The sequence below is a fragment of the Microbacterium sp. P5_B6 genome (assembly GCF_056400345.1).
Genome location: NZ_JBFULL010000006.1, coordinates 50,448 through 75,398 on the forward strand (window position 1 = coordinate 50,448; position 24,951 = coordinate 75,398).

Sequence of the window (24,951 nt, forward strand, 5' to 3'; positions counted from 1 at the left end):
CTTCGCGAACTCGAGTTCCGCCGGCGCGCGCGTGAGCGCGTTGCCGCGACCACCGCTTCCGCTCCCCGCCGGGGCCTTCGCGGGGTCTTGCTGAGGCTTCGGGTCTCGCCCCGCCCCGCGCCCCGACGGTTCTCGCACACGTGACGAGTCCCGTCGGACGAGCGGTACTCGAGGCTGCATCCATCCGTCCCGCTGTCGGCGCACCGTGGGACCATGAATACATGCGAGCCACGGTGAGCTCCTCGCTGGTCGGCCGCGAGGCCGACCTCGACGGGTTGCGTGATGCGTATGCCGAGGCGAGCGCGGGGTCGACCAGGTCGGTGCTCATCGGGGGTGAGGCGGGCATCGGCAAGACCCGTCTCGTCGGAGAGTTCCTCAGCGGGCTCCCCGCCGAGGCCCTGATCCTGCGCGGGCAGTCCGTCGACTTCGATCGGGACGCGCCCCCCTACGCTCCGATGCTGTCGGCGCTCCGGTCGCTCGCCGAACAGGTGGGCGAAGAGGCGCTCTTCCGTGCATCAGGCCCGGCGGGCGACGCGCTCGCCCTGCTCCTCCCCGAGCTCGCCCCCGGCACCTCCAACCCCGACGCACCGGTGCGGGGCGGCGCCGACCGGCTTTACGACGCCGTGGCGGAGGTCTTCGAGAACGTCGCCGCCGTGCGGCCCGTCGTGCTCGTCATCGAGGATCTCCACTGGGTCGATCCGCAGAGCCTCGGTCTGCTGCGCTTTCTGATCAGGGTCATCGACGATGCCCGATTGCTGATCGTGCTGACCTTCCGAAGCGACGAGCTCCGCCGTGGCGGTCCGCTGCGCGCACTGCTGCCCGAACTCGACCGCAATCGCCGCGTTGCGCGGCTCGAACTCGCCCGTCTCGACCGTCGTCAGGTGCGAGAGATGGCCACCTCGATCCTCGACGGGCCACCCGATGAAGACGAGCTCAGTCAGGTCTACCTGCGCACGGAGGGAGTGCCCTTCTTCGTCGAGGAGCTCGTCTGCTGCAGCGGGGTGAGCAGCATCCAGGGCTTCCCCGACTCGCTCCGCGACATCCTGCTCGCTCGCTACGACCAGCTCGCCGAATCGACTCAGCGCATACTCCGGCTGATTGCCGCGGGCGGTGTGCGCGTCGAGCATGAGCTCCTCGTCGCGGTGTGCGACGAATCGCCTGAGGCCATCGATGCTGCAGCCAGCGAGGCGATCGCCGCCAGCGTCCTGGTGATCGACGGCACCGCCTACGCATTTCGGCACGCCCTCGTGCGCGAGGCCATCCACGATCAACTGCTCCCCGGCGAGCGCGTGCGTTTCCACACCCGGTACGCGCAGTCGCTGATCCAGCAATCGGGGCGAAGCGGGCCAGACGCCACCGCCATCTCGTATCACTGGATGGCCGCCCACAACGTGCGCGAGGCCTTCATCGCATCGATCGCCGCCTTCGAGCAGGCCCGATCCTCGTTCGCCTTCGCCACCGCAGCGACGATGGGCGAGCGTGCGATCGAACTGTGGGATCAGGTGCCCGACGCCGGCGACCTCGCCGAGCGTACAAAGGTGGGGCTGCTGGGCGACACCTCGTACGTGCTCCGGAACGCGGGAGAGAGCGAACGGGCCATCGCACTGATCGACGAGGCCATCGCCCTGTGCGATCCGAGCGACGTCGCTGCCTACGCGCTTCTGCTGCGTCACAAGGCGTCGTATCTCGCGAACATCGGCCAGACCGGATCGATCGAGCTGCTCCGCCAGGCGCTCACGGTGCTCGAGGAGGAGCCGCCCAGCGTGCTTCGCGCCAACGTGCTCGGAGAGCTGGCCGCGCGCCTCATGCTCATCGCCCGGTTCGACGAAGCCATCGAGATGGCCGATGGCGCCTTCGCCGAGGCCACGGCCGTCGAGAACAGGCCGAGGATGTCGGTCGCGTCCAACATCCGCGGCTTCTCACGACTCGCCGCAGGCGACATCGAGGCGGGCCTCGCCGATCTCGCCCTGGCCCGCGAGTTCGCCGTCGGCAACGATTCGGCGCGTCTTCGGTACTGGGTCAACCAGTCGGATGCCCTGAACCTGCTGGGGCGCTACGACGAGGCGGTGCGCACCGCAGAAGAGGGTGCAGAGCGCGCGCGGCAGCGAGGTGTCGAGCGCACTTCAGGCGCAGTGCTGCTGGCGAACGTGATCAGTCCGCTCTACGCACTCGGCAAGACCGCTCGCGCCGACGAGATGCTCGATAGGGCGCTCGAACTGGATGCCCCGATCGGATTCAGCGCGCCATTGAGACTCCTCAAGGTGCAAGCGGTGCTCTGGTCGGGCGATCGTCCCCTCGCCGAGCGGCTTCTTCGCGGCTGGCATGGCTCGCTCCGCCAGCAGAGCACACTGGATGTGCAGACCGTCCTCGGCCTCGCTCTGGTGAACGGCGGCCTCGCTCTCGCTCGCGGCGAGACCCGCGAGGCGTGGAGCCAAGTCAGCGTGCTGATCGACCCGCAGCACCGCTCGTTCCCCGCGTACGACCTCCCCCTCGTCGCCCTCGCCGCGCGCGTGCTCGGCACTGCACGCCTCACCGGCATGACGCTGGACGGCGCCGACGGAGAGCCTCGCTCCCCCGACGAACTCGAAGAGAAGGTGCGGTCCGTCCTCGCCGCGGCGAGCGTGTGGCCGACAGCATCCGCGTATTCGTCGATCGTCGACGCCGAGCTGGGAGGCCCCCGCGGCACGGGCACCGACCCCGCGCTCTGGCAGCGGGCGGTTGATGCGACACGCAGCGATGTCGCCCCCGCCCAGTCGGCGCCGTATGCCGCGTTCCGCCTCGCCGAAGCGCTCGCCAACGCGGGCGATCGCGCCGGGGCACGGGTCGCTGCGCACACGGCGCGTGAATCCGCAGAGGCCATCGGCATGGGGCTCATCATCGACAGCGTGACCGAACTCGAACGTCGCGTGGGCGCCGTCGGCGGCGAACACCGCGACTCCCCCGCCGATGCCGCGTCCCTCGAGGCGCTGCTCACCGAGCGCGAGCGGCAGGTGCTCGATCTCGTCGCCCGCGGGCTGAGCAACGGTCAGATCGCCGAGCAGCTGTTCATCAGCACCAAGACCGCGAGCGTCCACGTCTCGAACATCCTCCGCAAGACYGGCGCCGCCACCCGCACCGAAGCGGCGTACCTCTCGGCCCACTCAGCGCGCTGACACCCGCTGCCCGCTTCTCAGAGGTGCTGGCACGGACCGCCAGGAACATAGGGCTGATGCCTCATGCGCGGTCCCTACCTCAGCGACGAGCCTGAAGACAGTCGAAGAATCCGGTATCGGAGGTCTGTCATGGCAATCATCGTGCTCATCCTGATCGGCGCTTTCGCGCTCGTCGCCATCGTCGTCACCGCCATGCAGGTCGCCCGGGACGGCTATCGCCCCGTGCCGACCCAGCCCGAACGGCTGCGGCAGCTCTAGACGCCCGCTCGACCTCTCTTCGGCGCCTCCGCGACGGCGGTCACACGCGGGGCGCGCTCAACGCCGGAGTTGTGGTCGATTGTGTCGCAGGCGCCGGAGCGGCGGCGAAGTGCTCGGCGGCGAGCATGATCCCACCCGAGGAGTTGGCGGCGTTGACGAGCTCTTCCATCCATTCTCGCGAGAGCTCTGCCGGCTCCGGATCCTCGAAGACGAATCGGAGCGGAATGGATGCCGCCAGCCAGATGGTGCTGCGGCTGCCGGCCTGATCCTCGGGGTGCTGCCACGACAGGGTGAAGCTCTCGTGGCGTCGCAGCTTCGTGGAGATGACCACCTTGAGGTGGGCGAGGGCACGGTCGTCGATGTGGATGGGGGTGGCGGAGCCGCCGTAGTAGATGGTTCCCATGCAGCAGCCCTTCGCGTCCTGAACGTCGGGCGTTCCGCGTCGTCGGTCGGAAACGGCGACGGGGCGGTTCGCACACGTCGCGCTATCCGTTGGAAGAGTTTCGGCGGGTCTGCTCCCTTCGCATAGGTCGAAGGTCCCGTCGCGGCGGTCGCCGGGTCAATCCGGCTGATGCTTGCGCTCAGCGCCATACACGGCGGCCTGAGTGCGTCGCTCCATTCCGAGCTTTGCCAAGAGCCCGCTCACGTAGTTCTTCACCGTCTTCTCGGCGAGTCCGAGCCGATCGCCGATCTCGCGATTGGTCAGCCCGTCCGCGATCAGTGAGAGGACCTGGTTCTCTCGCAGAGACAGGTCGGGGATGAGCGATTCGCGTGCCAGGTCCGGCTCAGTGCGCAGTGCTTTCGCGGCATGCAGCATCACGTCGGCGGCTTGGATGGTGGCACCGGTCGCGGCGCGCCGGATCGCCTCGACCAGCGAGCGACTGCGGACGTCCTTGAGCACGTACCCGCTGGCACCGGCGAGCACCGCCGAGCGGAGTGCCTCGTCATCGTCGTACGCGGTCAGGATGAGGCAGAACACCCCGGGATTCGCTGAACGGATGTCGCGACACAGGTCTATGCCGTTCCCATCGGGAAGGCGCACATCGAGCACCGCGACGTCCGGTCGCGTGGCGAGAATCCGTCGCGTCGCTTCGTGCACCGTAGCGGCTTCCCCGACCACCTCGAGATCCGCTGCGGCATCGACGAGCTGAGCGATCCCCCGTCGGACGATCTCGTGGTCATCGACGAGGAAGACGCGGATCATGGGCTGTCCCCTTCCTCTGAAGCGGCCGGGACGCTCCACTGGATGCGGGTTCCTGCTCCAGCTCGGGAGTCGATGAGGCAGCTTCCCGCCCGCAGCGAGGCCCGCTCGACGACGTTCGCAAGGCCACGACGAGGCGCGGATACGGGTATGCCCTCTCCGTCGTCCACCACGACCAACTGGACCGTGTCGTCGAGGATCGCCACTTCGATCTCGACGGCTTGTGCACGAGCGTGCTTGAGGACGTTGGTCAGCAGCTCCCTGAGAACTGCGACCAGATCGTCGGCCAGTTCGACCGACACGACACTGTCGAGTGGCCCCGTGAAGGAGATCCGCGGCTGCGAGGCCCATGTCCCTGCAACCTCCGCTACGACATCCAGCAGCCGGTCGCGCAGTCGCTTCACACCACGGCGCTCCGCGCTGCTCAGGGCGAAAATGACTGTGCGGATGTCCTGGATCGCCGCGTCAATCGCGTCGATCTGGACTTCGATCGCAGACGAACTCCCCTGGTCGAGGGTGGCCGAGACGGCCTGCAGAGCAAGTCCCGCTCCGAAGAGTCGCTGGATCACGTGGTCATGCAGATCTCGGGCGATGCGGGCTCGGTCGCGGGCGGTCTCCAGCCGGTGGCGATCTTCACGGGCACGCACGACCTCGAGTGCGATGCTCGCCTGTGCGGCGAAGGAGAACGCCATCTCCACGTCGGCGTCAGTGAACGCCGCCCCGCCGGTCAGTCGCGAGATGCTCAGCACGCCGAGCGGCTCTTCGCCCGCATAGAGGGGAATCGCCAGCGCGGGTCCGGCGTCGGGGCGCCAGTCCAGCCGGGTGGGGTGCGACGCGTCGTCGAGGCTCACCGCCTGACGAGCGGCAAGGGCACGGGCCGAGAGCGTCCCGGCAGCCGGATAGACGCGGTCACGCAGCTGATCCGAGCCTGAGCCGTACACCGCCGTCAGCACGAGTTCGCCCTCACCGCGCGGGACGGCGACCGCTACGAGATCGGTGTCGATGAGCGCCGCCACTCGCTCCGCGATGACATCGAGGACGTTCTCGCCGCGCACGTCCAGCATCGCGGCCATCACCTCGGCGATGGTGGCATTCCAGATCTCACGGGTGCGTGCGATGTCGTACAGCCGGGCGTTCTCGATTGCGATGCCCGCGGTGGCAGCGAGCGCGACGATCAGCTCCTCATCGTCGGCGCTGAAGGATCTGCTCTCGCTGTCGGCCAGGTACAGATTGCCGTAGACGTGGGCACCGACCCGCACCGGTACACCGAGAAAGGACTTCATCTCGGGATGGTGGTCGGGAAACCCCACCGACCGGGGGTCGTCGGCGAGATGGTCGAGCCGGATCGGCTCCGCACTTGCGATCACCGCGCCCAGGACGCCGCGACCGGATGGGTGAGGACCGATGCGCTCCGTCGTCGCGGAGTCGATTCCGACATGGATGAATCGCTCCAGCCCTCCATCGGGCCTCAGCACACCGAGGGCCCCGTACCGTGCACCGACGAGGCTCATGCTCGCCTCGACGATGCGGCGGAGCACGACCTCGAGCTCGAGCCTCTCGACCACCGACGTCGTCGCCCGAAGCAGGTCGCGCAGTCGGTCCGGCGAGCGGTGGAGGCCGGGGTCCTCGGCCGGGTCGCCGGCCCACTGGCCTGTTGATGCCGCATCCTCGGTCATAGCCGGCTCCCGTCGACGCGATTCTAGCCAGGCCCCTTGCCGATGGCGATGGCTGCTCGAGCGCGACGGGACCTTCGCCCCTGGCCGGAAGCTCTCGGCACCTGTGTACTGAGGCGAAGGAAAGGGCAGAACAATGGACAGTCATCTCGGCTTCGCCGGCCAGACCGTTCTCCTCAGCGATACCCGCGCGACCGGGCCGGCCTACGTCGTGCGAATTTTCGCGGGGGACGAGCCGATGGGGGCAGTGAGCACGTCTCTGCGGAATCGCGCAGAGCGCCCTTCACCGATTCCGCACTACGCACCCGTGCCGACCGGAGGCATCTCGCTGCCTCGCACGACGGCTTAGTCGCCGCTCCCGCAACATCCGGACCGGCCAGGGGATGTCGAGGTCAGGTCCACTCGTCGTCAGCTGACGCGGCGTAGCGATCCGGCTCGGGCTGGCGCTTGAAGCGGCGACCCGAGATGGAGAACGGCGAGATCTGCACCCACCGGTACCACCCCTCGTGAGGATCAGAGAGATGCAGCGACGGGATGCTGGGCGCCCCACGATGCGAGCAGCCTGAGGCGCTCTGCCGAGGATGAACCGGGCTCGGCGGTGTAGACCATGAGCACCTGGCCGGGCTCGGCGGTGATCGCCAGCTCCTCATACGCGAGCGTGAGATCGCCCACGACGGGGTGGTGGAACTGCTTGGTGCCGGCTCCGTGCGTGCGCACGTCGTGCGCGCCCCACAGGCGCCGGAAGGTGTCGCTGCGGGTCGAGAGCTCGCCGACGAGATCCTGCAGTCCCTTGTCGTGGGGGTCGCGGCCGGCCTCGCTGCGCATGATCGCGACGCACATCTGCGCCATGACGTCCCAGTCCGGGTAGAACTCGCGCGCTTGAGGGTCGAGGAACTGGAACCGCGCGAAGTTCGGCGTGCGGCCGCCGTCTCCGATGAGCGGCGAGTAGAACGCGCGCCCGAGGTCATTCGTGGCGAGCAGATCCTGGTGCTGGTCGCGCACGAAGGCGACCGCGTCGGTGATAGCCGACAGTGCCCACAGCAGGCTCGGGCGCGGTGCGGCGGCCTTCACGGCGCGGCGCCGGGGACGACCGGACGATGGGATGCCGTCGGCAGCGCGCGCAAGATCGAGCAGGTGCGCCCGCTCGGTGTCGTCGAGCTGCAGCGCACGAGAGATGGCATCGAGCACGGATGCGGACGCGCCGGCGATGGAGCCCCGCTCGAGTTTCGCGTAGTACTCCACGCTCACACCCGCGAGTGTCGCCACCTCGGTGCGGCGAAGGCCCGCCACACGCCGGTTGGCGCCGGCGGTGATCCCCGCGACATCCGGGGTGAGTTTGGCACGCCGCGACATCAAGAATTCGCGCACCTCGGCTCGGTTGTCCATGCGGCCATCGTAGGTCGCGGCATCCGAATAAGGGGTCCCCTGTCGGTACACCCCTCACGAGGGACTCCCACCGATCCGAGCGGTTCGTCAGGCTGGACGCATGCCCGATCAGATCACTTCATCGCAGCCGGCGTTCGGCCGCTCGCTGCCGATCCTGCTGCTCCTGCTCACCGTGTTCGGTCCGATCTCGATGGACCTGTACCTCCCCGCTCTTCCCGCCCTGACCGCGGAGCTCGGAGCCGCCACGTCCGTCGCCCAGCTGACCGTCACCGCGTGCCTGCTGGGCCTCGCGGCCGGACAGCTGATCGCGGGCCCACTGTCGGACCGGTTCGGGCGACGCAGCATCCTGCTGATCGGAATCGTCGCGTATATCGCGACGTCGGCGCTCTGCGCGATCACCCCGACGGTCGAGCTGCTGATCGCGGCCCGGTTCGTGCAGGGTCTCGCGGGAGGAGTCGGGATCGTCATCGCGCAAGCGGCGGGGCGTGACATCTACAGCGGCGGCGCCCTCATCCGGTTCTACGGGCGCCTCACCGTCGTCGGGGGCTTCGCCGCGATCGTCGGGCCGCTGCTGGGCGGAATCCTCAACACGGTCACCGACTGGCGCGGTCTGTTCGTCTTCCTCGCGGCCGTCGGAGCCGGCATCCTGATCGTCACGCTGCGGGTCTTCCGCGAGACGCTGCCTCTCGACCAGCGCACCACAGGCGGATTCGCACGCACCCTGCGTGACTTCCGCACCCTGCTGTCGGACCGGGTGTTCGTGGGAGCTGTGCTGGGCCAGGGGTTCCTGTACGCCGCGCTGTTCGCCTACCTCTCGGGTGCCACCTTCGTGCTGCAGGACATCTACGGACTCTCGCCCTTCGGCTACGCCGTCGCCTTCGGCATCAACTCGGCCGGGTTCATGACCTTCGGATACCTCGCCGGCCGCGCTGCCGAGAGGTGGAGCATCAGGGGAACCCTCGAAATCGGAATCCTCGTCGCCGGTCTCGGCGCAGGCGGCCTGCTGGTCGCGGGCGTCAGCACGGTGCCGCTCTGGGTCGTGATCGCGTCGCTCTTCCTGCTCGCGAGCGGTGTCGCGATCACCTCGCCTCCCGCCACGACGCTTGCACTGGTCGGCTATCCCCGGATGGCGGGCACCGCGTCGTCGCTGCTGGGGATGGTGAGGTTCGGATTCGGCGGCGTCGCCGCGCCGCTCGTCGGCATCGCCGGTGCGCTCAGCATCCTTCCCCTCGGCATCGTCACGACCACCGCTGTGCTGCTTGCCGCGGTGGCCTGCCTCTTCCTTGTCCGCCGACCGACCGACGCCGTGCCGGCGACGGAGGCCCCGGCACGCATTCCCGCCCACCTGAACTGAGGAGAACACCACCATGCGCGGAGTCATCATGTACGCGCCCGGCGACGTCCGGGTCGAAGACCGCGAGAACCCGACGATCATCGAACCGACCGATGCGATCATCCGCATCAGCGCTTCGTGCATCTGCGGATCCGACCTGTGGCCCTACCGCGGGGCGGAGCCGGCCGATCACAGCCCGATGGGCCACGAATACGTGGGCGTCGTCACCGAGATCGGGGCCGACGTCACGACGGTGCAGATCGGCGACTTCGTCGTCGGATCGTTCTTCGCCTCGGACAACACGTGCGAGATCTGCCAGGCCGGGTACCAGTCCCGCTGCGTGCACGCCGAGCTCATGGGCGCCATCGGCACGCAGGCCGAGTACGCACGCATCCCGCTCGCCGACGGCACCCTGGTCGCGACGCCGGGACAGCCCGACGCCGACCTGATCCCCTCTCTGCTGGCCGCATCCGACGTGCTGGGCACCGGCTGGTTCGCCGCGGTGGCCGCCGAGGCAGGCCCGGGCAAGACCGTCGCCGTCGTCGGTGACGGCGCGGTCGGTCTGCTCGGGATCCTCGCCGCGAAGGAACTGGGCGCCGAACGGATCATCGCCATGAGCCGCCACGCCGACAGGCAGAAGCTGGCGCGCGAGTTCGGAGCGACGGACATCGTCGAGGAGCGCGGCGATGAGGGCGTCGCGAAGATCAAGGAGCTTACGGGCGGGCTCGGAGCGCATAGCGTGATCGAGGCAGTAGGCACGCAGGAATCGATGATGCAGGCCATCCGCGCCACGCGGCCCGGCGGGCACGTCGGCTACGTCGGCGTCTCGCACGACGTGTCGCTCGACGGCCTCGAGCTGTTCTTCTCCGGCGTGCATCTGCACGGCGGACCTGCTCCGGTGCGCCGGTTCCTGCCCGAGCTCATCCAGCTCATCTGGGACCGCCGGATCGATCCCGGCAAGGTGTTCGACCTCACGCTCCCGCTCGAACAGGCAGCCGAGGGCTATATCGCGATGGACGAGCGCCGCGCCACCAAAGTGCTCCTCACCGTCTGACCGCCCACCCTCGAGAGAAGGATCGCCATGAGCACCGAACTGCAGCCCCAGACGCCCACCGTGAAGGGCCCGGATGCCTGGTTCACCGGGGACGTCTACTTCAATGCTTACTACTCCGGGCACGAGCCGTCCCGAACGAGACTGAACCTCGTGCGCTTCACTCCCGGCGCGCACACCGCCTGGCACAAGCACGCGGTCGGGCAGACGCTGCACGTGACCGAAGGCAAGGGCTACGTCCAGTCCCGAGGCGAGGATCTGATCGAACTGCGTCCGGGCGACACCGTCTACACGCCTCCCGGCGAGTGGCACTGGCACGGTGCCACGGCCGACAACTTCATGTGCCACCTCGCGCTCTGGGAAGCGCCGGGCGACACGGGAGAACCTGAGACGGTGTGGGGCGACAAGCTCCGCGAGGGCGAGTACCCGGACCGCTGATCGTCCCTGGGGCGCCGCCCGCTCTGTCAAGCGCGGCCGCCGAGGCCGCTGCCGGGGATCCCCCATGTGAGAATGCCAGTCGACCCTCGGCAGACAGGCAGCACATGATCTCGGCATTCATTGCGCTCGCGGTGCTGCTGGCAGCGGGCGTGATCCTGGTCGCCGTACGGCCCCACGCCGAGCGAGACATCGCGGTCAGCGCGCGCTCCGCCCTCATCACCGGCGCGCATGCGGTGGTTCCCGGTGCGGCGCCCGACCCCGCCGCCACGCTCGCGGCAGCGGAGGCGGTCGGCCGCGCGATGACTCAGGCGGGATACACGGTGGAGACGGTGCAGGACGTCCTCAGCGACATCGCGGAGGTCAACGGCCTGCCCGAGAGCGAGGTGCTGGTCTTTCCGAACGCGCTGCTGGTGTCCGCGCGCGGGCGCGGACACCATCGCACGGGAGCCGTGACGACCACCGACGGGCAGTTGCTGCTGTCGCAGATCGACGAGGTGCAGCAGACGGTGGACGCGGCGCGCACCGGTGTCTTGGATCCTCGTTCGACCGTCGAGCGGATCGAGCGCATCCGCGATATGGCGCCCACCTACGGGCGTGTCCTGCGCGTGCTGGCATACGCGTTCCTCAGCGGCGCGCTGTCGGTGCTGCTCGGCGCCTCCTGGGCCGGGGTCCTGCTCTCGGCGGGCCTGGGGCTCGTGACCGGAGCCGCCCTTCTGGTGAGCGAGCGCGTGCCGCGCCGCTACGGCGCGCTGATCACGGTCGGGATCGCCTTCGTCGTCGCCACCACCGTCTTCCTGCTCCTGCGAGCGGGATGGGGGTCCGGCATCCTGTCCGCACTCCTCGCACCGCTCGTCGTCCTGCTTCCGGGTGCCCTGCTGACCACGGCGGTGCTCGAACTGTCGATGGGACACATGATCTCCGGAGCCGGCCGAGCGGCCGCCGGCGCCATGCAGCTGGTGCTGCTCAGTGCGGGCATCGTGACCGCCGGCGCGCTGGTCGGCGTGCCGGACTTCGACTTCAGCAGGCATCCGGAGCTGCTCGGCCCTATCGCCCCCTGGATCGCCGTGGCGGTCTTCGGCGTCGCCGTCTCGGTGCATCGCTCCGCCCCGAGGCGTTCGCTTCCGTGGATCCTGCTCGTGCTTTATATCGCCTACGCAGCCCAGGTGCTCGGGGATGTGCTCCTCGGCGGGGTGATCTCGGCCTTCGTCGGTGCGCTCTGCGTCACGCCGGTCACCGCTCTCGTCGCCCGTCAGCCATCCGGACCCGCCGCGCTCGTGAGCTTCACGCCTGCGTTCTCGCTCCTCGTGCCGGGAGCACTGGGGCTGGCCGGCGTGGCCGATCTTCTGGGCAGGGACTCGGCGGGAGCGGCTTCGCTGGTCGCCACCCTGTCGACCATGGTCGCGATCGCCCTCGGAGTCCTGGCCGGCTCGAGCCTGTCGAATCGGATGCGCCGGCCCGCGCTCTGAGTGCCCCGCTGGGGCCGCGGCTGCACGAGGCTACCGGTCGGCAGCGTCCACCGCCTTCGCCAGCTTTCGCCGTTCGGTGCTCAGCCTGCGGAGCCGGTCTTCGGCGATCGCCTGGGCGGCCGCCGCGAGCTCGTCGTAGGGAGCGATCTCCTCCCCCGCGCGCCCTGCGAGGAGTCGGGCCCGCTCGACACGCTTGGACAGGAGCACGCTGTCGCGATGATCGCCGAGTTCGGACTGGATTCGCTTGGCGATCTGCCCGATGCGCCGCATCTTCCGGCCGAACAGTCCCGGCGGGTCGGTCGTCACCGCCTCGACCGCGTGCCGGAGTCGTCGGGCCCGCCTTCGGAGCAGGTGTCGGTCTTCCAGCGAGCGTTCCAGGTGACGGGACTTGCGGAGCACCACACTGGCCGTCTTGATGATGGTCGACCGGATGCTGTCCACCGGCGCCGCGGCGGCAGGCGAAGAGGGCGGGTCCGCGGCGAAGGCATGGAGCAGGCGACGCATCTCTTCGAGTCTCTTCAGGTCGTGGATCTCGGCGAGTCGCCGCTGGGACGTGGACGCTGCGTCGCGCTCAGGCAGCACCAGGCGATCGGCGACACGTTCGTCGAGTCCGACCGCCGGGACCTCGTCGGACAGTCCCTCGACGAGGTCGGCCGCGACCTCGTGGTCGCGCACCACCCCCAGCGCGGACCCCCACTCCTTGAGCAGAACGCGGAGCTGCTTCACCGCGAACGGGTCGTACAGCTCGCCGAACACCTTCAGGACGCTGCGCAGCCGCCGCACGACCGTGCGGTGCTCGTGGACGCCGTCAGGGAGCCCAGCGAGTGCCGCGCTCTCGCTCTCGTCGAATCGACGGACCAGCTCCCCGACAGCTGCCGTGATCGCCTCACCGGCGCTCAGCGTGTGACCCATATCGGCATTTTCGCCATGCGTCGCCTGCGGGGCAAGGCGCGCGCGACCCGCCCGGTCCCGCCCCGTTCACAACCGCGGGGATTTCGCGCGACGCGCCGGGGCGTCGCCGGCGTGTCGCGCAGAATCTCCGCCGTTGCGCACGGGCCCGATTATCTGGGACGGGGGAGTGACCTTGCTCAGTCGGCGTTCGCGAGCAGCTGGTCGCGCACCACGCGCCGCAGCACCTTGCCGATCTGGGATCGGGGCAGGTCGTCGACCTGGACGATGCTCTTCGGCACCTTGTAGGCCGTGAGGTTCGTGCGGCAGAACTCGCGCAGCGCCTTCGCATCGAACACGGCACCCTCGCGCATGACCACCGCCGCTGCGACGACCTCGCCGCCGGCCTCGCGCGGGAGGCCGACCACGGCCGACGCGACGACGTCCGGGTGCAGCGCCAGCACCTGCTCGACCTCGGTCGGGCTGATGTTGAATCCACCGGTGATGATGAGCTCTTTGACCCGGTCGATGATGGTCACGAACCCGTCATCGGATGCCGTGACGATGTCGCCGGTGCGCAGCCACCCTCCCGCGAGCAGGACAGCGGCCGTCTCGTCCGGCCTGCCCCAGTAGCCCTGGAACACCTGGGGCCCTCGGACGAGGAGCTCCCCCGGGTCGCCGGGAGCCGCATCCCGAGCCGGATCATCCGGATCCACGACCCGGATGTCGGTGCTGGGGAAGGGCACCCCGACCGTCCCCGGGCGCCGCGACGGACCCATCGGGTTGCCGAGGGCGATCGGAGAGGTCTCGGTCATGCCGTACCCCTCGACGAGCAGGCCGCCGGTGATCTCCTCCCACCGCGTGACCGTCGGGACCGGCAGGCTCATCGCGCCCGAGATGGCGAAGCGGATGCCCGAGAGATCGAGCTTGCCGCGCACCGCGGCCCGCGCCAGGGCGTCGTACAGCGGCGGCACCGCGGGAAGGAAGGTGGGCGGAGTCTTGCGCGCGGCGGCGATGACGAGGTCGACGTCCGGCTTCGGGAACAGCACCACCCGTGCGCCGACCGAGAGGGCGGAGGTGAGGCACAGGGTGAGCCCGTACGCGTGGAAGAGGGGCAGCACCGCGTAGAAGACCTCACGGCCGGGCGTGAGGTCAGGCACCCACGCGATCGACTGCGCCGCGTTGGAGCGGAGGTTGCGGTGGCTCAGGATGGCGGCCTTGGGGAGTCCGGTCGTCCCGCTCGTCAGCTGCAGCGCCGCGACGTCCTCCACGGAAGGGCGGGGCACGGACTTCGAGATCGGACGCGCCTCGGCGACCTTGCTCCAGGGAACGATCCCCTTCGCCTGGGGCCGCTGCGTCAGGGTGTTCCGCGAGGCCCGCGCCTTCGGGATGGGCAGCCGCAGCGCCAGACGGGTGCCGAAGGGAAGCTCGTCCGTCATTCGCACGGCGACGATGCTGCGGGGCGCGATGTCGGAGGGGAACTCCGCGATCGTGTCGGCGACCTTGTCCCAGACGACCGCGACGACCGCCTCGTGCACCTCGAACTGGTGCCGCAGCTCCCGTGCCGTGTAGAGCGGGTTGTGCTCGACGACGATGGCGCCGAGGCGGAGCGCGGCGTAGAACGCGACCACGTGCTGGGGGCAGTTGGGGAGGATGATGGCGACGCGGTCGCCGGCCTTCACCCCCAGCTTGCGCAGGCCCTCGGCTGCCCGGGCCACCTGCTCGCCCAGCTGGCCGTACGTGGTCTGCACGCCGAAGAACTCCAGTGCGACGCGGCTGCGGTAGCGGGACACCGAGGCATCGAGCATGTCGATGAGGGATTCGGTGACCGGCGGGATGTCGGCGGGCACTCCCGGCGCATAGGCCGCGAGCCACGGCCGCGCCTGGCTGTCGACGTCTTCGGATGGGGGGAGCTGCTCGGACATCTTGGCCTCCTGGCGGCCGGTGGGTTGACCCTCAGCCTAGGGTCGTCGCCCCTGGCGCGCGGGTCGGCTCCCTCGTCGCCGCCTCAGGGGGTGGACGCTGCGGTCGCGACGCGATCCCACCACCGGGCGCTGGCAGCCCGCGCCGCGGGCAGGGACTTCTCCGCGGCCGCCCGGGTGCGGCTGGCGGTGGATGCCGTGCCGCGAAGTGCGGGGCCCAGCATGTCAGCCGCCGCGATGTCGAGATCGTGGACCTGCGTCTGGCCCCAGGCCCCCAGTGCCCCGCTGAGCTTCACGGCCGTATAGGCATCGGCGGTCAGCGCGAGGATGGGAACCCCCGCAGGAGCCGCGAACACGGCCGGGTGATAGCGGCTCGTCACGAGCAGCGACGCCCGGCGTGCGAGGGATGCTGCCGACCGCGGGTCGCCCGTGGGCTCGACGGTCGAAGCGGTGCGCATCGCCTTTCGGACCTCGTCGTGGAGCACGGCATCCCCGCGAAGCTCCCCCTGCTGCAGCGATCCCCAGTGCGCATGGAAGACGGTGGTCCACCCCGTGTCGTGGGCGTGCGCGTCCAGCGCCCGCGCGAGTCCGGCGACGACGTCGCGGCGGTCTCGCCCGCCCAGGTGCGTCGAGAGGCTCACGAGGGTGAATCCCTCCTGCGGGGGAAGGGGCTCGCTCCATCCGAGGAACCCGGCATCGTCGAGCGTCACGGCTCGAGCTCGCTCGTCCACGCCGAGGGCCGCGGCGAGCTCCCCCGAGGCGCGCTCGCGCAGGCCCACCAGGCGTGCCGACGCAAGGGTCTGCGCGAGGATCGGCCGGTCCTCGTCGGAGAGGGCCGGCCCCAGGGTCTGTCCGGTGATGACCAGCGGCTTGCCGAAGTGGGCGGCGATCCGGGCGAGGGCCGAGCGCTCGAAGATGTGGAGCGGCCAGTTCGACGCCAGATTGCCGCCGCCCGCGACGACCACACCGTCGGCCGAGGCGACAGCATCCCGAACAGTCCAGAACGGATCGTCGACGGGCAGCGTGCCCCCGCCTGCGAGGGCATCGAGCACCGCCTGGAACCGCGCTGCACCCGCCGCCCGGTCAATGGGGAAGCCGATGCGCTCGATCGCCGCGATGCCGTACCGCGCGGCGGATTCGCCCGGAGCGGCGCTGAGCGCAGTGATCGCCGTCGCACCCCGCGGGCGGAGCTCGTCGAGGAGGGCTTCGAACATCGCCTCGTCGCCGATGTGCATCATCCGGTCGGTCACGCCGATGTCGCCGATCGCGATGAGGTGCACGGATCTCCAGGGCTGTGTCAAGAGGGGCGCTCCACGGTACACCGGTCACTCGCCCGGGCTATCATCAGCCCGCGGGCGCCCTCAGCGCTGCCGCGCCGGCGATGAGGAGCGATAGTGGGGATTCAGACGTCTCTGGACGCGGTGGCCGAGGCTTCCACCATCGTCGACGGAATGCGCCTCGCCGACGATCTGGCGTTCGAAGCGGGACGCGACCCCGGTGTTCGCACTCTCCGAGTGCTCAGCCGCGCCATCCAGGGCACCGACCAGCTCGTCGTGATCGCCGCCATCCATGCGCTCGCCGAGATCAACGACGGCGAGGCCGGACGCCTGCTGGTGCAGCTGCTCGACGACGACCGCGCGTTCGTGCGCGAGCACGCGGCCTGGGCGCTGGGCAGCGGGATGCCGCGGCCCGATGCCGTGGCCAGGCTCCTGTCGCTGATCGTCGCCGGGGGCTTCACCGGAATGCTCGCCCAGCGCTCGCTCGAGCGCTGGTCGGCCGCCGTGCCCGAGCTCCTCGTCGTGGGCGTGGAGGCCGCGCTCCTGGGCGTGACCGGCCCCTCTCCGCGCAGCCGTCTCGTCGAGACTCTCGGGCTCGTGCGCTCCCCGATCGCCACTGCTCCCCTCCTTCGGATCGTGGTGGATGCGAAAGAAGCGGAGTCCGTGCGCATCGCTGCGACGGCGGCCCTCGGGCAGCGCACCGCCGCACCTGACCTCGTGGAGACCCTGGAGTCGCTCACCACGGAGGAGGGGCAGCTGGGTGGTGCGGCGCTGCTGGCCCTGCTCGACCTCGACGCGGCGGTGATGCCCGTCGAGGTCCGACACCCCGGAGCGCTGACAGTGGCGCAGCTCTTCCTGCACGCCGACATCGACCCCGCCCTGAGATCGGCGGGTGCCGGAGACAACGGCGGCATCGCGACGCTTCTCGTCCGCCTGGGCGACGCGCTCGTCGCGATCGACGAAGGCTCCGTCGCCCGCGTGATCACGCTGTCGCGCGGCTCGATCACCGATGCCGCATCGGACTTGATCTCGCTGCGCGGGGGCGATCGAGGTCATGTCTACGGCCGCATCCCGCTGTTCGCGGCTCCGATGCCGTCCGCCGCGGCGTGGCCCCTTCGCGTCACGGTGCGGCGCGGCATCCGTCGCCTGCTGCGAGCCGTGGGTGGCGTGGACCTGCTCCACCTGCGGATGGCGGATGTCGGCAGCCTCGCCGCCGCCGACGTCGCGCGCGAGCTCGGCATCCCGGTCGTTTTCACTGTGGCGCCCGATCCGCATGCCGTCATCGAATCGCTCGATCGCGCCGGGAGGCTCACGCGCGAGACGTTCGGCGATGTCGACATCGCGGAGCACTTCTGGTTCCGCACGCGCCTCGTGCAGCGGCTCGCCGCGAACGCGTCGCACACCGTTCTCTTCCCGCGACCCCGGCTGGATGACGACATGCGCCGGCTCGTAGGCATCGACCTGACGGCGCATGCCGAACGCCACTCCATCGTTCCCGAAGGCGTCGACCTGTCCACCATCGATGCCGCCGTCGCCGACGCCTCGGAGGCGGCCGCAGGAGGAGCGGCCGGCCCTGCGATCGAGGAGCTTCGCGCTCTGGTCGAGACGCTGAGCCCGCACCGGCGCGGGCTTCCGCTGATCGTCAGCGTCGGCCGGCTGCACAGGGTCAAGGGCATGGCGACGCTCGTCGAAGCATGGGCCGGCGACCTCGCCGAGCACGCCAACCTGCTGATCATCGGCGGCGACCTGGACTCCCCGTCGCTGGACGAACGGGAGCAGCTCGACCTCATCGAGCACATCGTCCCGGCGAGCGCGCGGGCAGACTCCGGGCTCCTGCTGGCCGGGCACCGGCCGAACGACGTGACGGCGCGATGGATGGCGGCCGCGCGCTTCGGGCTTCCCGGGGCGAACGCACCGCGGGGCATCTATGCCTGCGCGAGCATCAAGGAGGAGTTCGGCATCGCACTGCTCGAGGCGATGGCGTGCGGCCTGTATGTGGTGGCTCCGGATGCCGGTGGCCCGGCGACCTACGTGCAGGACGGCGTGACAGGCCGGCTCACCGCGACCTGGAACGTCGGCGCGCTGCGGGCGGCGCTCGGCTCGGCACTAGCGGAGGCCGGGGGTGAAGCGGACGAGCTGCGGGCCGACGAGTCGCGGGCGATGGTGCGCGACCGCTTCACGATCCAGCGCATGGCGGCGACCCTCGACGGCGTGTACCGGGCCGTGGCCGCCGAAGAGGCGGAGCTGCGCAAGCCCGTGGAGCGGGCCGTATGACGCTCCTCGTCATCAGCCCTGACTACGCGTCGCACCTTCTGCCACTCGCGACGCTCGCGACGGCCTGGAAGGAGCGCGGTCACCGCGTCGTCGTCGCGACCGGCCCCTCGACCGCCGGCATCGTGGAGTCATTCGGCTTCGAACGAGTCGCGCTCCAGCTGGGCCGCGGATCGAACCCCGGCATCATCAGCGCCGACGAGCAGCCCGACGATGAGGCCGATTCCCTGCGCGGCTTCTTCGCCGCCACTCGCGACGGAATGATCCCGACGCTGGCATATCAGGCGCGGGAGCGGCTCACCGACCTCATGTGGGATCCGGTGACCGCGGGCACCTCGACCCTGCGCATCGTCGAAGAGCTGAAGCCGGATGCGATCCTCATCGACCACCTCGCCTTCAGCGCCCGGTTGGCGCTCTCGGTGGCGGGTCACGATTTCGCAGACGTGGTGCTGGGGCATCCCAGCGCCCTTCCCGCCGAGGACGAGCTCTACGGCCTTCCGCCCGCGTGGCCGGCCGCCTTCCACCCCCGGCCCGCCGAGGTCGAGGAGCTGCGCGCTCTCTGTGCCCGCGTCTCGGCGAACTTCACGGCCGAGTGGAACGAGACCGCCCGCGCGCTCGACCCGGACGCGCGTCCGTCGCGGTCCGGCTTCAGCGAGCACGGGCCCCGCGTGCTCTACAACTACCCGCAGCAGCTCGCCGGCGCGACAGCGGTGCGCGGGGCGGTGTTCCTCGGCTCCACCCGCCGGGACGAGCCGGCCGACCCGCAGGCGGACGAATGGCTGGCGGATGCCGCTCCCTTCGTCTACGTGAGCTTCGGAAGCTTCCTGTCTGTGCGCGACGACGTGCTGCGGAGGGTCTGCGATGCCCTCCGCGCCTCCGGCGCCCGCGCGGCGATCGCGACCGGATCCACCCCGCCCGCGGCGCTCGGGCCGCTGCCCGAGGACTGGCTCGTCCGGTCGCACCTCCCGCAGGTCCGGATCCTGGGCGCCGCCGCCGCGGCCGTCACCCACGGTGGCAACAACTCGGTGACCGAGGCGCTCGGCGCCGGAGTTCCGCTGCTGGTGCTGCCCTTCTCCACCGACCAGTTCGCGGGGGCTGCAGCCGTGGAGGCCGCTCGGCTCGGCGTGGCGCTCGCACCCAACGACGCCACGGTGGCAGAACTGCGCGAAGCCCTCGAGAGCGTCCTCGACCGAAGCGCGATCGACGAGGAGATACTCCGGCGCGTCGTTGCCGACCAGCGGGCTGAGTCGGGCCCGGAGCGCGCCTATCGCTCGCTGATGAGCGAGGCCATCGCCGGCGCGTCGCCGGAGGCGTCGCGGTAGCGCTCCATCAGCGCCGCGTTCGCCTCGTACTGCGTGCCCGCCCGCGTCTCGGCATGGTGGTGCAGGGCGTAGACGCGACCGACATGACGCTGGGGAGGGGCTCCGAGCATCGTCGTGTGCGCGAGGTTCCAGGCGGCATCCTCATAGCCCCATCCCCGGAAGCGGGGATCCTGTCCCCCGTGCCGTTCCCACGCCCGTCGTGTGGTGACGTAGACGCCCGAACACGCGCCGTTGATGAGGTCGAAGTCGCAGTCCTCGAGCGGAACGCCGGCCGCGAACTGGGCGGAGCCGACCGGTCCGAGCCAGTGGTACGCGGTGTAGGGCAGGTGGACGCGGTCAGACGTGCGGGCCGCGTCGACCGCGGTGCGGAGGGCGTCCGGCTCAGGCAGGGTGTCTGCGTCGCTGAGGACGACCACGTCGTCCGGATCGTCGAGCGAGGCCACCGCGAGGTTGCGGCAGAGCGCCAGGTTGAACACGGGGTCCGGCGAGTCGATGGTCGACAGCCGCAGCTCGGGCAGCATCCGCGTGTACCAGTCCGTGACGCGCTCGAACGCGTCCATGCGGGAGGGAGCGGGGCGCCACGGGAGGATGACGGAGACAGGACGCACCTCGCGAGTCTATGCAGAGGCGCCGGGACCCGCCGACGATCCGATCGGGCGGCAGCCGAAACGGGGCGCCATCCGAAGGTGACGCCCCGTCTCTGCGCCGGTCACGGCTCCGCGCCGCGCTCGCGCTCGTTTCTCTTCCGGGGGTTCTGTCAGGACAGGTAGGCGAGGGCGCCGACGATGAGGTCCGCGACCGCATCCGGATGCGACACCATCACCGAGTGCGAGGCATCCGGAATCTCGACGGTCTTCAGCGAGCCGGCGCGATCGGCCATGAACTTCAGGCCCTCGGCGGGGATGTTCTTGTCGCCGGTGCCGTAGACGAACCACGACGGCAGGGTCTTCCATGCGGAGACCTCGGCCGGCTGCGGCTCGGTGAGCGCGAAGTCGCGGATGGCGCGCTGGGTCGCCGCGGCGATCTGGGCATCGGCGAGCGGCACGTCGCCGGCGAATTGGTTCGGGAAGAGCTCGCGATCGACGATGAGGTCGTTCGTGCCGTCCGCGAGGGGGATCGCCCGCACCGTCTCGCCCAGCGTGCTGCCGGGGAACTGGCCGGTGAGACCCAGAGCGGTCTCGCCGTGGTCGGGTGCGAACGCCGCGACGTACACGAGGCCCTTCACCGCGTCGTCGCCCACCGCCGCCTCGGTGATGACCGCCCCGCCGTACGAGTGGCCGACGAGGAGTACAGGGCCTCCGACCGACTCGACCGCACGGCGCACGTTGTCTGCGTCGGTGGTGACGCTGCGCAGCTGGTTCGGCGTGGCGATCGCGGCGACACCGCGGGCGTGGAGGTTCGCGAGGACACCCGTCCAGCTCGACGATTCGGCGAATGCGCCATGGACGAGCACGACGGTGAAGGATTCAGACACGGTTCTTCTCTTCTCTTCGGGGGATGCTGCGGACAGCGGGACAGGCGCGGGATGCTGTCACGCGAACTCGACGATGAGTTCGACCTCGACGGGCGAATTGAGCGGAAGCACGGCCACCCCCACGGCGCTGCGGGCATGAACCCCCGCTGCGCCGAAGATGTCGCCGAGGAGCTCGGAAGCTCCGTTGAGCACGCCCGCCTGGCCGTAGAACTCCGGGTCGGACGACACGAACCCGACGACCTTCACGATGCGGGTGACCCGGTCGAGCGAGCCGATCACGGTCGCGACCGCGGCGAGCGCATTGATGGCGCTGATCCGCGCCAGGTCCTTGGCGGATTCGGCGCTCACGGTGCCGCCGACCTTGCCGGTCGCCGGGAGGGCGCCGTCCACGAATGGGAGCTGGCCGGCCGTGTAGACGTAGCTGCCGCTCACGACAGCGGGCACATACACGCCTGCCGGCGCTGCCGCCTGCGACGGGATGTCGACTCCGAGTTCAGCGATTCGATCCGTGATCGCACCCATGGCACATACTCCTCAGCTCGTCCCCGCCCGACCCAGTGGCGGACCATTGCTCACGCTAGGGGCGCTGCGGTGCGACGTGCGTGCCCCTGCTGGTACCCCCTTCGGCCGGGAAGGCGGTGGGCGGGCGCAGGATGCCGTCACCGTCAGTCGGCGGCGACCAGGATCGCGTCGGGATGCAGGCTGGCCGTGCCTGCCAAGTGGGAGACGATGCGGGAGGCGGTGCTCTGGGGCGGCGCGGAGAGCACCGTGAGCAGATGCCCCGGCATGCTCCTGACGCCGAAATTCTGAACCTCGATCTCGAGGGTGCCGAGCCCCTCGATGGTCATGAGCACATGCGCGTCCTCCGTGCCCGAGACGTCGTGCCGTGCCCAGAGTCGCGTGAACTCCGGATCGCCCGACAGCTGATCGACGATCTCGTTCAACCGAGGTGAGAACGGCTCTGCGTCGCGTCGCAGGCCGGCGAGCGTCCCGCGGGCCATCTCCTCCCACGCGTCGCCGAGCGTCTTCTTCATCCGGTCGGTGAAGATGTACACCGCGACGTTCGCCCCGACCGTCAGTCCCCCGTTGCCGAAGACGGTGGCGAGGGGATTGGACGCGATGATGTCGCGATTGCAGTCCGTGACGTAGGCCGGAGCGTGCATCCACGGACGCAGGATCCGGTCGATCCGGGCGATCGAGTCTCCCGAAGCCACATACGCACTGCGCACGTCGCCGCTGGCGAGGCGGAAGAGGTACTGGCGCGATTCGGCATCGAGGTGCAGCGCCCGTGCGAGCGAGTGGAGCACCTGATCGGACGGCCGGGTGCTGCGGCCCTGCTCGAGGCGCAGGTAGTACTCCGCGCTGATGCCCGCCAGGCGGGCCACCTCGTCGCGCTTCAGGCCGGGCACCCGACGGCCTTCCTCGCGGAAGATCCCGTGATCTTCGGGCTGACACACGTTTCGTCGCGCCCGCAGGAAGATGCCCAGTGCGAGTGACTCCGCCGACACCGCGCTCCTCTCCCGGAAAAGTCCCACGGTAGCGTGTTTGGGACCGCTCTCATCCGCAGTCGCGGAGTTTCGAAAATGCGCGGCCAGTCGCTGTCGGACCCGGCCGATCGCTCAGCGCGCGAAGGCCGCGGGAAGGATGATCCGGTCGATCGTCTCGAGAAGGAAGTCGCGGTCGACGGGCTTCCCCAGCATGAGCACGCGATAGGCGACCATGGAGGGTCCGATCATGCACAGGGTCTCGACGTCGAGGTCGGCTGAGATCTCGCCCCGCTCGATTGCACGCCCGAAGATGACGCGATTGACGGCCGCGCGCGGTTCGACGAGCGCCTCCTGCGCTGCTGCAGCCAGCTGCGGGTCCCGGGCGATCATCGAGACGATGCCGGCCATCACCTTGAGCTTGCGCTCGCTCTCCTGGATGGTGGGAGGCTTCACCATGGCGACCAGATCGCCGCGGAGGCTCCCCGTGTCGGGCAGCGCATTGAGGTCGAGGTCCTTGGCCTTCAAGCAGGCGACCGCATCGAGGACGAGCTCGGGTTTGGACGCCCACCGGCGGTAGAGGGTCGCCTTGCCGGCCTTCGCCCGCGCGGCGACCATGTCGATGGTCATGCCGTCGTAGCCGGTCTCGGCCAGCACGTCGAGAGCCGCCTCCAGGATCTCGGGATCGCGGGTGTGATCGCGCTTTCGGCCGAGGCGGGGTCTGTCATCGAGGTCGGCCTGCGCCATTGCAGTCACCCTCCTTCTCGTGCGGTCCCTCCGATATTACCGGCGGGTAAATTCCTGAACCGGGTAGATCCGGAACTCAATAGTACCGTATATGCTCACCGTATGACTTCTCCTTCCCCGCTTGTCCAGACCGGCGGCCGCCGTCGCTGGATCACCCTGGCCGTCGTCGGCCTCGCGCAGCTCATGGTGGTGCTCGATGCCACCGTCGTGAACATCGCCCTCCCCTCCGCGCAGGCCGACCTGGGCTTCACCGACGGCCAGCGCCAATGGATCATCACGGCCTATTCGCTCGCCTTCGGGAGTCTGCTGCTGCTGGGCGGCCGCCTCTCCGACCTCATGGGTCGCAAACGCACGTTCGTCATCGGACTGATCGGCTTCGCCATCGCCTCCGCGTTCGGCGGCGCGGCCGGCACATTCGAACTTCTGGTGACGGCACGCGCGATGCAGGGGGCGTTCGCCGCGCTCCTCGCCCCGACAGCACTCGCCGTGCTGACGACCACCTTCGTGATCCCCAAGGAGCGCGCACGAGCCTTCGGAGTCTTCGGCGCGATCGCCGGAGCCGGCGGTGCCATCGGGCTGCTCCTCGGCGGCATCCTCACCGAGGCCTTCAACTGGCGCTGGAACCTCTACATCAACGTCTTCATCGCGGCCGCCGCGCTGATCGGGGCACTGATCTACATCCCCTTCATCGCACGGACGGGCCCGCGCCCGAAGCTCGACGTCCCCGGAACCCTCCTCGTCTCGGGCGGCCTCTTCGGTCTCGTCTTCGGCTTCTCGAACGCCGAGACCGACGGCTGGGATTCACCGCTCACGTGGGGAATGCTCGTCGGCGCGGTGATCCTGCTCAGCGCGTTCGTGCTGTGGCAGCGCCGCGCCGCGCATCCGCTCCTCCCGCTCGAGATCGTGCTCGACCGCAACCGCGGCGCCGCCTTCCTGTCGGTGATGATCGCGGGCGCGGGAATGTTCGGGATCTTCCTCTTCGTCACGTACTACCTGCAGCTCACCCTGGGCTACTCGCCGATCCAGACGGGGCTCGCCTTCCTGCCGATGATCGGGATGCTGGTGCTCGCCGCCCAGCTCGGAACGAACATCTTCGTGCCGAGGTTCGGTCCCAAGGTCCTGGTGCCCGCCGGCATGACGCTCGGGATGATCGGGATGATCGGGCTGACGTTCCTGGATGAGTCGAGCATCTACGCCACCCACGTCATGCCGCCGCTCATGCTGATCGGCTTCGCGATGGGCACCATCATGCCCGCCTCGATGCAGACAGCCACCCTGGGTGTGAACCGCGAGTTCGCCGGCGTCGCGTCGGCGACGGTGAACACGAGCCAGCAGGTGGGCGGATCGATCGGGACGGCACTGCTCAACACGCTCGCGGCGACCGCTGCCGCCGACTATCTGGCCTCCCACACGCCGATCACCCCGGACGTCGGCGTCGATGCCGCGATGGCCAGCTACGCCACCGCGTACTGGTGGGGGGCAGCCTTCTTCGCCTCCGGTGCGGTGATGTCGGCCCTGCTGTTCCGTCGCCGCGGCGACGGCGCCTCGCTCTCGCACGATCAGGCCGCCGCCACGGCCGTCGATTCGGAGCCGGTGATCGCACACTGA

At 69.8% G+C, this 24,951-nt stretch carries 21 protein-coding genes; 9 read left to right on the plus strand and 12 right to left on the minus strand.

Annotated elements, in window-relative coordinates:
• Positions 1-221 precede the first annotated feature (221 nt).
• Both AC1DP3_RS09645 and AC1DP3_RS09650 read left to right on the plus strand, forming a co-directional pair.
• Complete coding sequence (locus AC1DP3_RS09645; protein ID WP_477292948.1) at positions 222-3,152, plus strand: helix-turn-helix transcriptional regulator; 2,931 nt, start codon at positions 222-224, stop codon at positions 3,150-3,152.
• Between the two features lie 129 nt (positions 3,153-3,281).
• A complete protein-coding gene (locus tag AC1DP3_RS09650; protein ID WP_477292949.1) occupies positions 3,282-3,410 on the plus strand; it encodes a hypothetical protein in 129 nt (42 codons plus the stop codon).
• Positions 3,411-3,450: 40 nt separating this feature from the next.
• Here the strand turns inward: AC1DP3_RS09650 and AC1DP3_RS09655 are convergent, their stop codons facing one another.
• The 4 genes from AC1DP3_RS09655 to AC1DP3_RS09670 form a co-directional block, all read right to left on the minus strand.
• On the minus strand, positions 3,451-3,813 hold the full coding sequence (locus AC1DP3_RS09655; protein ID WP_477292950.1) for a DUF7882 family protein: 363 nt from the start codon (positions 3,811-3,813) through the stop codon (positions 3,451-3,453).
• Between the two features lie 156 nt (positions 3,814-3,969).
• The gene (locus AC1DP3_RS09660; protein ID WP_477292951.1) at positions 3,970-4,614 is read right to left on the minus strand and encodes a response regulator; all 645 of its coding nucleotides are present in this window, start codon (positions 4,612-4,614) and stop codon (positions 3,970-3,972) included.
• Positions 4,611-6,287 (minus strand): GAF domain-containing sensor histidine kinase, encoded by a 1,677-nt coding sequence (locus AC1DP3_RS09665; protein ID WP_477292952.1) that lies wholly within the window; start codon positions 6,285-6,287, stop codon positions 4,611-4,613. Before AC1DP3_RS09665 ends, AC1DP3_RS09660 begins: the two co-directional genes overlap by 4 nt.
• 510 nt (positions 6,288-6,797) lie before the next feature.
• The gene (locus AC1DP3_RS09670; RefSeq protein WP_477292953.1) at positions 6,798-7,670 is read right to left on the minus strand and encodes a helix-turn-helix transcriptional regulator; all 873 of its coding nucleotides are present in this window, start codon (positions 7,668-7,670) and stop codon (positions 6,798-6,800) included.
• Between the two features lie 100 nt (positions 7,671-7,770).
• Between AC1DP3_RS09670 and AC1DP3_RS09675 the strand changes: the two genes are divergently transcribed.
• The 4 genes from AC1DP3_RS09675 to AC1DP3_RS09690 all read left to right on the plus strand — a co-directional run bounded on the left by AC1DP3_RS09675 (position 7,771) and on the right by AC1DP3_RS09690 (position 11,958).
• Complete coding sequence (locus tag AC1DP3_RS09675; RefSeq protein WP_477292954.1) at positions 7,771-9,024, plus strand: multidrug effflux MFS transporter; 1,254 nt, start codon at positions 7,771-7,773, stop codon at positions 9,022-9,024.
• Between the two features lie 13 nt (positions 9,025-9,037).
• Positions 9,038-10,057, plus strand: a complete 1,020-nt coding sequence (locus AC1DP3_RS09680) for a zinc-dependent alcohol dehydrogenase family protein (protein WP_477292955.1) — start codon at positions 9,038-9,040, stop codon at positions 10,055-10,057.
• A gap of 27 nt (positions 10,058-10,084) precedes the next feature.
• Positions 10,085-10,492: a (R)-mandelonitrile lyase gene (locus AC1DP3_RS09685; RefSeq protein ID WP_477292956.1), complete on the plus strand. Its 408-nt coding sequence runs from the start codon at positions 10,085-10,087 to the stop codon at positions 10,490-10,492.
• 104 nt (positions 10,493-10,596) lie between these two features.
• Positions 10,597-11,958 (plus strand): threonine/serine exporter family protein, encoded by a 1,362-nt coding sequence (locus AC1DP3_RS09690; protein ID WP_477292957.1) that lies wholly within the window; start codon positions 10,597-10,599, stop codon positions 11,956-11,958.
• A gap of 30 nt (positions 11,959-11,988) precedes the next feature.
• On the opposite strand, the gene AC1DP3_RS09695 is transcribed toward AC1DP3_RS09690, so the two are convergent.
• The 3 genes from AC1DP3_RS09695 to AC1DP3_RS09705 all read right to left on the minus strand — a co-directional run bounded on the left by AC1DP3_RS09695 (position 11,989) and on the right by AC1DP3_RS09705 (position 16,069).
• Positions 11,989-12,870 carry a CHAD domain-containing protein gene (locus AC1DP3_RS09695; RefSeq protein ID WP_477292958.1) on the minus strand — a complete coding sequence of 294 codons (882 nt, stop codon included), beginning with the start codon at positions 12,868-12,870 and terminating at the stop codon, positions 11,989-11,991.
• A gap of 176 nt (positions 12,871-13,046) precedes the next feature.
• Positions 13,047-14,771 (minus strand): long-chain-fatty-acid--CoA ligase, encoded by a 1,725-nt coding sequence (locus AC1DP3_RS09700; RefSeq protein ID WP_477292959.1) that lies wholly within the window; start codon positions 14,769-14,771, stop codon positions 13,047-13,049.
• 83 nt (positions 14,772-14,854) lie between these two features.
• Entirely contained in the window at positions 14,855-16,069 is a 1,215-nt protein-coding gene (locus tag AC1DP3_RS09705; RefSeq protein ID WP_477292960.1) for a polysaccharide pyruvyl transferase family protein, read from the minus strand.
• A 93-nt stretch (positions 16,070-16,162) separates the two neighbouring features.
• On the opposite strand from AC1DP3_RS09705, the gene AC1DP3_RS09710 reads away from it, so the two are divergent.
• The gene (locus AC1DP3_RS09710; RefSeq protein ID WP_477292961.1) at positions 16,163-18,319 is read left to right on the plus strand and encodes a glycosyltransferase; all 2,157 of its coding nucleotides are present in this window, start codon (positions 16,163-16,165) and stop codon (positions 18,317-18,319) included.
• On the plus strand, positions 18,316-19,638 hold the full coding sequence (locus AC1DP3_RS09715) for a glycosyltransferase (RefSeq protein ID WP_477292962.1): 1,323 nt from the start codon (positions 18,316-18,318) through the stop codon (positions 19,636-19,638). Before AC1DP3_RS09710 ends, AC1DP3_RS09715 begins: the two co-directional genes overlap by 4 nt.
• Here the strand turns inward: AC1DP3_RS09715 and AC1DP3_RS09720 are convergent.
• The 5 genes from AC1DP3_RS09720 to AC1DP3_RS09740 form a co-directional block, all read right to left on the minus strand.
• Entirely contained in the window at positions 19,581-20,246 is a 666-nt protein-coding gene (locus AC1DP3_RS09720; protein ID WP_477292963.1) for a hypothetical protein, read from the minus strand. The genes AC1DP3_RS09715 and AC1DP3_RS09720 overlap by 58 nt on opposite strands.
• A gap of 149 nt (positions 20,247-20,395) precedes the next feature.
• On the minus strand, positions 20,396-21,112 hold the full coding sequence (locus AC1DP3_RS09725) for an alpha/beta fold hydrolase (RefSeq protein ID WP_477292964.1): 717 nt from the start codon (positions 21,110-21,112) through the stop codon (positions 20,396-20,398).
• Positions 21,113-21,169: 57 nt separating this feature from the next.
• Positions 21,170-21,634 (minus strand): RidA family protein, encoded by a 465-nt coding sequence (locus AC1DP3_RS09730; RefSeq protein ID WP_477292965.1) that lies wholly within the window; start codon positions 21,632-21,634, stop codon positions 21,170-21,172.
• Positions 21,635-21,777: 143 nt separating this feature from the next.
• The gene (locus AC1DP3_RS09735; protein WP_477292966.1) at positions 21,778-22,620 is read right to left on the minus strand and encodes a helix-turn-helix transcriptional regulator; all 843 of its coding nucleotides are present in this window, start codon (positions 22,618-22,620) and stop codon (positions 21,778-21,780) included.
• A 111-nt stretch (positions 22,621-22,731) separates the two neighbouring features.
• Positions 22,732-23,343: a TetR/AcrR family transcriptional regulator gene (locus tag AC1DP3_RS09740; RefSeq protein WP_477292967.1), complete on the minus strand. Its 612-nt coding sequence runs from the start codon at positions 23,341-23,343 to the stop codon at positions 22,732-22,734.
• A 102-nt stretch (positions 23,344-23,445) separates the two neighbouring features.
• Here AC1DP3_RS09740 and AC1DP3_RS09745 point away from each other — a divergent pair, with 102 nt between their 5' ends.
• Positions 23,446-24,951 carry an MFS transporter gene (locus tag AC1DP3_RS09745; RefSeq protein ID WP_477292968.1) on the plus strand — a complete coding sequence of 502 codons (1,506 nt, stop codon included), beginning with the start codon at positions 23,446-23,448 and terminating at the stop codon, positions 24,949-24,951.